Raw genomic sequence first — 6,199 nt, forward strand, 5'->3', positions numbered from 1 at the left:
TATCGCGCTTATTGACTGATATTGGTTTGAGCAATTTTAGATCTGGAAAAAGTGCGAGGTTTTAGGTGGTAATGGTTCAAAAATTCAGGATTTTGCTCAAGAGTTGGGCAGAACAATCTTGGGAAAATTCTTACTTCTACCTCCTCCAAATTCCCATTTATCCTGTCTCCTGTCTCCTGTCTCCTGTCTCCTGTCTCCTACCTTCACCCATAAGACTTTTTCAGCAAGCCCTAAATATCAAAGCATTGACATATAAAAGTTTCAGCCTTCTTACAGCGCTTTTCAAATTGATGAACCACATCTTCACAAGCAAAACTTTGTAGGGACCTTCCATGGAACGTCCTTACTGTGGTTTACCCAAATGAAAACCGCTGTAGGTTGAAAAAAGTGCCAACTTTTCGGTCAAGATAGCTCAAAAAGTTAGCATTTTGTGCAAGAGTTGGGCAGAAAAATTCAGGGACAATTGTTCCAACTACATCCTATGTAATTCCCATTTCTCCTGTCTCCTGTCTCCTAACCCTACTAAAAGACTTTTGAGCGCAAACCCTAATTAGTTAGTAGTCATACCAATTCCCATGCATTATTGCTATACTTGGGCAGTACTTCAGTTATCAACTAATCAGCACAAGTAAAATCACTTTTTTGCTAATTTAAACTAAGTTAATGTTAATTATTCTTATGTTTGCTTCTCCCCCACTCCCCCACTCCCCTATTTCCCCTCCTGGGAGGGGGAGGGGCGAGGGGTGGGTTCCCTGCTCAACAAAATGTAGAAAAGTTTTTGATAAATGGTATCAAATATCAGCAATTCGCTTTTTTATCTGGCTCTTAATAGACATCTGAATAAGATTAATAAACCTTTTCAGAAAAGTTTTTAGAGTTATTAGGTGGAACAGCAAGCACTTAATTTTTAAGGAGACATTGATATGACTACAAATAATTTAAAGAGTATCTCTCATTATGTTAGAAATCAGATTAGCTAGGACTCCTGAAGAAAGAGAATAAATTTTCAAATTGCGCTATCAAATCTATGTAGAAGAACTAGGATGGTTGGAAAATTGTGCAAACTACGAACCAAACCACCAGCAAAAAAAAGTAGAAGATCCATTAGACTTGCCTGCTAATTTATTTGTAGCTTTTAATAATCATGAATTAGTTGGCGCTGCTCGATGCAATTATGCTAAAAATTTAGATTTAGACTATTATCCAAAGCTTTATAAAATGAGTGAAACAGTAGGAGATGTACATCTCTTATCTACATCAATTGGTGGGAGATTTATGCTTAAAAGTTATCTGAGAGGAACCCTAATAGGTTTGAGAATAATGCAAGCATACTATAAACAATTGTTGTTAGATGGAATCAAATTTGATTTTATAGATGCTGAAATATACTTGGTTCCTTTTTTTGAAAAACTAGGTTATCAAATTATTGGTAAAATTGATTATTCAATTTATGAAAGTAGCACGGTGATGCTATTAAACATACTGAATATTGAACATTTAGAGAAAGTTAAATCACCTTTTCAGCGTTTATACATAAACTTGTTAGAATCCAAAATGATATAAATAGGGTTTGCTGAAAAAATATTTTAGTGGGGGGAGGAGACAGGAGACAGGAGACAGGAGAAATGGGTATGGGAGCGAGGAGGCAGGAGTAAGAATTATCCCTTAATTTTTCTGCCCAACTGTATCCACAAATACTAACTTTTTGAGCCTTATTAGCCGAAAATATGGTACTTTTTTTCAATTTAATAAGGCTGAAACTTTTATCTGTAAATACTTTTAGATTTAATCAGCAAGCCCTAAATATGTCTGAAAAAGAATGTAGGAATCTTTCATATAAAGTCCCTACAAAGGTTGCTAGATGTAAGATGAATTTTATCTTTTTCTTTATGGGTTTAATACTCCTCCCTAACTCCTGATATCATGTCCGGTAGCATCGTTTGTGCATAAAATTAAGTTGACACTCTTGAGAAAACCTTCTGCCTCCTGCCTCCTGCCTCCTGCCTTCGGACAACCATTGTCTAATTATTCAACCGGACATGATATGATTATTGACTTTTATCGATTTTCTCTGGTGGAAACGTCAGAAAATTACCTACTGCACCAATAGTCTGATATCTATTACCACGAAATTCAGTAGTATAAAGACTGAATAATATTACATTTTGACGTTTGGTTGCATTATCCATTAATTCTTTAATCGTAGTTCTTTGACTCTTAATTAGCTTTTCACAACTTTTAACTAAATCACCTGTAAAATCACTCAAAAAGTCTGGCATCTTAGATTCTTTACAAGCAGATTCTCTAATCTCAGTTTCCAATTTATTAGAAGCATAATTAATATATTCACTTCTAGGAGGATTAGTAAATCCCATAACTGTCGCTGTTACTGTCAGAGCGATCGCTCCTGCTTTACTTAGACCCCAAAATAGAGGTGCTTTGCTATAACCGTTCTTATTCTTATCTTGTAACATAATTATAAATACCTGCTAAATTTTAGATGATTTTGTATAGTTTTAGATACAGAAAATAGTAGACTAATATTTCTCACAAATGGCAAAAAATATTTGTACATATTTATACTATTAACTACATCTGGGTACAAGCTAGTTTCCGGATAAATTTAAGGATTAGAGTATATTTTTAATTTTCGCTCTATTAAACTTACCCAAAGCTACCTAAATCTAGACTTAACTGGACATAGGTAGTTTTGGCGTTAACTTCCTGTTTCAACGTGGTCTTAGAATGACTCCTAAGAGGTTTGTCCACTCCGCAGGCAATCTCGGTAGAGCTTACCGTTTGACGTAGGTAGAGTCGTATGGGAATATTCCTTCAAACCATCGTTCTATATTCTTACTTGCGTTTAAATCTCTATCTTCTGCGTGACCGCAATCAGGACAGATATAAACGCGCTCTTTCAGTGGCATCTTATGACGATGATTACCGCAGTTAGAACAAATCTGAGAGCTAGGAAACATTCTATCTACAAGCACCAATTTGCTTGAGAATTTCTCGGTTTTATATTCTAGTTGACGCTTAAACTCATACATCCCACAATCAGCAATTGCACCCGCTAATTTATGATTCTTAAGAAATGCCTTGATTGATAAATCTTCTATCTTTACAATGCTGTGGTTTTTAGCAAGATAGGTAGTTAATTTGTGGATAGCATCTTTACGAATATTAGCTATCCGTGCGTGCAACTTGGCTAGTTTAGATACTGCTTTTTTGCGATTGCAGGAACCTTTCTGTTTTTTGCTCACAGAACGTTGTAAATGCTTCATACGCTTACTCATTTTTCTGTAAGCTTTCGGGTTTTTGAATACTGTGCCGTTACTGCAAACAGCTAACTCTTTGATTCCGATATCAACACCGACACTAGGTCTATCAGCTTTAATGCTTGGTTTTTCCAGCTCGTATTTAATAGCTATAAACCACTTATCGGCAGTTCTGGAGATTACGCAATTATGAGTAGCCGAGCTGGGTAAAGGTTCGGCTAATCTTACCCAACCAATAGATGGTAATTTAATTCGCTTCCCATCATTTTTGATTTTAGGGGACGCTTTACTACCAGCTTCTAAATAAAAACTATCTCTACAACCTTTTTTCTTAAATCTGGGTTGTTTGGCAACTTTTTTCCAGTATCTATCCCAAGCAGTACGCAATTCTTTTACAGCTTGCTGCGGAACATTTTTGTTAGTTTCGTAATACCAATTATTAACAGATTTAACCTCAGCCACTAACTTTTTATGTAAATCAATAGCAGATGGTACTTTAACTGTTTTATCGGTTTCACGTTCTACTAAAACATCCTTGATTAATGCGTTTGCCCAGTTATAAGCATGACGCGCTACACCGCAAGCTTTTCTGAACTGCGTAACTTGTTTGTTGTTTGGCTTTAACTCTACTTTTATGGAAAGCAACATCGTTCGACCTCCAATGTTTTAGTTACTTCTCTACTATATCCCCATACCTACCCAATTGTCAAGGATATGGGTAGATTTATTGGGAATTTTGTACAGCTTTGCTCATATTGTCAATCAGGTTCTTGTTTTTGCAACTACGAGAACCGTACAATCTAGCAGAAAAAACAGTTATTAACTCAATCATGTCTGTCACAAGCTCTTGCTCAAAGCTAATTTCCTCGTGAGACTTGTTGATTATGACTACTTCTGTTTCAAACTCTTCGCACATTGCGAATACCAGTTCTGAACCAAATCTCAGCAACCTATCCTTATGAGTTAGGACAAGTCTGCCTACATCGCCTTGCATAATACGCTTGAGCAACTTTTTAAGTCCTTTGTTGTTGTAATTCAATCCCGAACCTAGGTCTGAGACTGTTTCAAACTTCCAGCCTTTAGATGCACTAAAAGCCTCTAAGACTTGTATCTGTCGTTGCAAGTCATTCTTTTGGTCATGGCTACTAACGCGAGCATAGTTAATAGTTACACGAGAATCTAAACCATTAGGGTTATGTAGTGATAATCGCTTTATGTCAGATATAAAAAATCTTCTATGTCCGCTTGGGCTTCGTTCGTAGCGTATCTTCCCAGCATCTGCCCAACGTCTTACAGTTTTGACAGAAACACCTAACTCACTTGCAGCATCACCAATGCTAATAGTCATATCTTCTTGATTGTCCATAATTAGTTACTCTTCTGACTTCACTTAATTATATGGACAATCCGTAAGATATGTCTAGCTATGGGTAGAAATTACCAAACTGCTTGACACCCTTAATTCGATTAATTTCCTCTTGCAACTCCTGAATTTGACGGCGCAACTCTTCAGATTCATTTTTTGGAGACTCTACTTCAACCTCAACAGCACCCTCAGCACCAGCTCTTTTGTAGTTACCAGCACGAATTTGACGATATTCTGAAGAATTTGCCCAATTTTGTAAATACCGTAGCCTTTCCACAGGGAAAGGATGACTCAACATTACACCCTGACCACCATTATAAAGCAAGAATTTATACATTTGATTTAGGCCATCTTGGTCTAGGTCTTGATAACGATCGGACTGACGAATAAACTCTTGTAAACTACATTCATTGGCATACTTACTACTTACCCCAGCCAATTTCATCATAGTTTGCATGACTAAATTTAGGTCATCCATCACTAATAGAGCCGCCCGGTCTGCTGATAACTCAGCTTTACGTCGCCACTCATAGAAAGCATAAATCAATCCACTACTAACTACATTACCTAAACCAAATGTTATTTCCCCAATCATAGAAGCTATACTCATTGCCCAAATTGCCATCTGGTTTAAAGTTGGGTGGCCACACTTAATATGTCCTAATTCGTGAGCTAGTACAGTCTTTAATTCTGTCTCATTTAATAAGTCCAAAAGACCAGTATTTAGGACAATTAAAGGTTGTTCTTTGCCCAAAGAATAGCTATTTACTTGAGGATTTTGAGATACAAATAAGGTAGGTTCCGGGAGTATATCTAAATCTCTAACGCATCCCCGAAATATCTGATAGATACTAGCAGATTGACGAGGCCCAACTTGAATACTATTTCCCATTAAATAAACATATTGTGGACGTTCGTAAACAAATTCTACAAATTTGCTGGCAATCAAGTCAAACCCAGGCACGCTGCGTAAAGCATTTTCCGCTTCTCGGTCCAAGGGATGGCGAAAAGCTTCACTAGAAATTCCAGTATAGGTAGGCATGATAGAATTTTTGGCGTTGCTGAATTAGTGTATGATATTAATTTTAATACTTTAGGAGTCACCTCCTCACCGAGTTAGGAGTCAGGAGGGAAGTACTAGGGGAGTACGGGAGTGTGAGAAGTGTGAGAAGTGTGGGGAGTTCAACAATTAGGAAAATCAAAATTTTCTACCTTAATACTGTGACGATTTCCGACAAACAAACATCACAAAGCCTGCTGAAGTTATTGTCAGTTGAGCTGCTCTGAGCGAATAAATATTTTTTGGTGATGATATAGTGCTTTTGAAACCAGACTAGAAAATTTGTTTGCTAGATTGCCTTGCGGTGGCTGGATTCGATTTAGTATCTATAAATTGCACTGGATGATAAGTATTAATCCACAGATGAGCGCCACAATCTGCTGGTTTATAAGGTCGATAGACGATTTGGCAAGGACCTGAAATATATAACTCATAACCATAATGGTTATGACCGCTGTGCTTGACTGACACTACAGCTTCCAATTCTGTTGGAGG

5 protein-coding genes and 1 pseudogene are annotated in these 6,199 nt (G+C 37.0%); 1 reads left to right on the plus strand and 5 read right to left on the minus strand.

From position 1 onward, the window contains the following. The first annotated feature begins 1,011 nt into the window (after positions 1-1,011). Positions 1,012-1,563, plus strand: a complete 552-nt coding sequence (locus tag F6K54_RS38370; protein WP_293089343.1) for a hypothetical protein — start codon at positions 1,012-1,014, stop codon at positions 1,561-1,563. A 485-nt stretch (positions 1,564-2,048) separates the two neighbouring features. On the opposite strand, the gene F6K54_RS38375 is transcribed toward F6K54_RS38370, so the two are convergent. The 5 genes and pseudogenes from F6K54_RS38375 to F6K54_RS38395 all read right to left on the minus strand — a co-directional run. Next, a complete protein-coding gene (locus F6K54_RS38375; RefSeq protein ID WP_293089345.1) occupies positions 2,049-2,474 on the minus strand; it encodes a DUF4359 domain-containing protein in 426 nt (141 codons plus the stop codon). 318 nt (positions 2,475-2,792) lie between these two features. Further along, positions 2,793-3,926: an RNA-guided endonuclease TnpB family protein gene (locus F6K54_RS38380; protein ID WP_293089347.1), complete on the minus strand. Its 1,134-nt coding sequence runs from the start codon at positions 3,924-3,926 to the stop codon at positions 2,793-2,795. Between the two features lie 76 nt (positions 3,927-4,002). Then, the gene (locus F6K54_RS38385) at positions 4,003-4,626 is read right to left on the minus strand and encodes an IS607 family transposase (protein ID WP_293089351.1); all 624 of its coding nucleotides are present in this window, start codon (positions 4,624-4,626) and stop codon (positions 4,003-4,005) included. Positions 4,627-4,702: 76 nt separating this feature from the next. Continuing rightward, a complete protein-coding gene (locus F6K54_RS38390; RefSeq protein ID WP_293089349.1) occupies positions 4,703-5,686 on the minus strand; it encodes a M48 family metalloprotease in 984 nt (327 codons plus the stop codon). A 291-nt stretch (positions 5,687-5,977) separates the two neighbouring features. Then, positions 5,978-6,199: pseudogene (locus tag F6K54_RS38395) on the minus strand (hypothetical protein); the annotation flags it as partial.

Source organism: Okeania sp. SIO3B5, from assembly GCF_010692555.1.
In the GTDB taxonomy this organism is placed as follows: Bacteria; Cyanobacteriota; Cyanobacteriia; order Cyanobacteriales; family Microcoleaceae; genus Okeania.

Coding starts and splice junctions, on each gene's coding strand:
- F6K54_RS38375 (WP_293089345.1), bottom strand. CDS start 2,474: ATGTTACAAGATAAGAATAAGAACGGTTATAGCAAAGCACCTCTATTT.
- F6K54_RS38380 (WP_293089347.1), bottom strand. CDS start 3,926: ATGTTGCTTTCCATAAAAGTAGAGTTAAAGCCAAACAACAAACAAGTT.
- F6K54_RS38385 (WP_293089351.1), bottom strand. CDS start 4,626: ATGACTATTAGCATTGGTGATGCTGCAAGTGAGTTAGGTGTTTCTGTC.
- F6K54_RS38390 (WP_293089349.1), bottom strand. CDS start 5,686: ATGCCTACCTATACTGGAATTTCTAGTGAAGCTTTTCGCCATCCCTTG.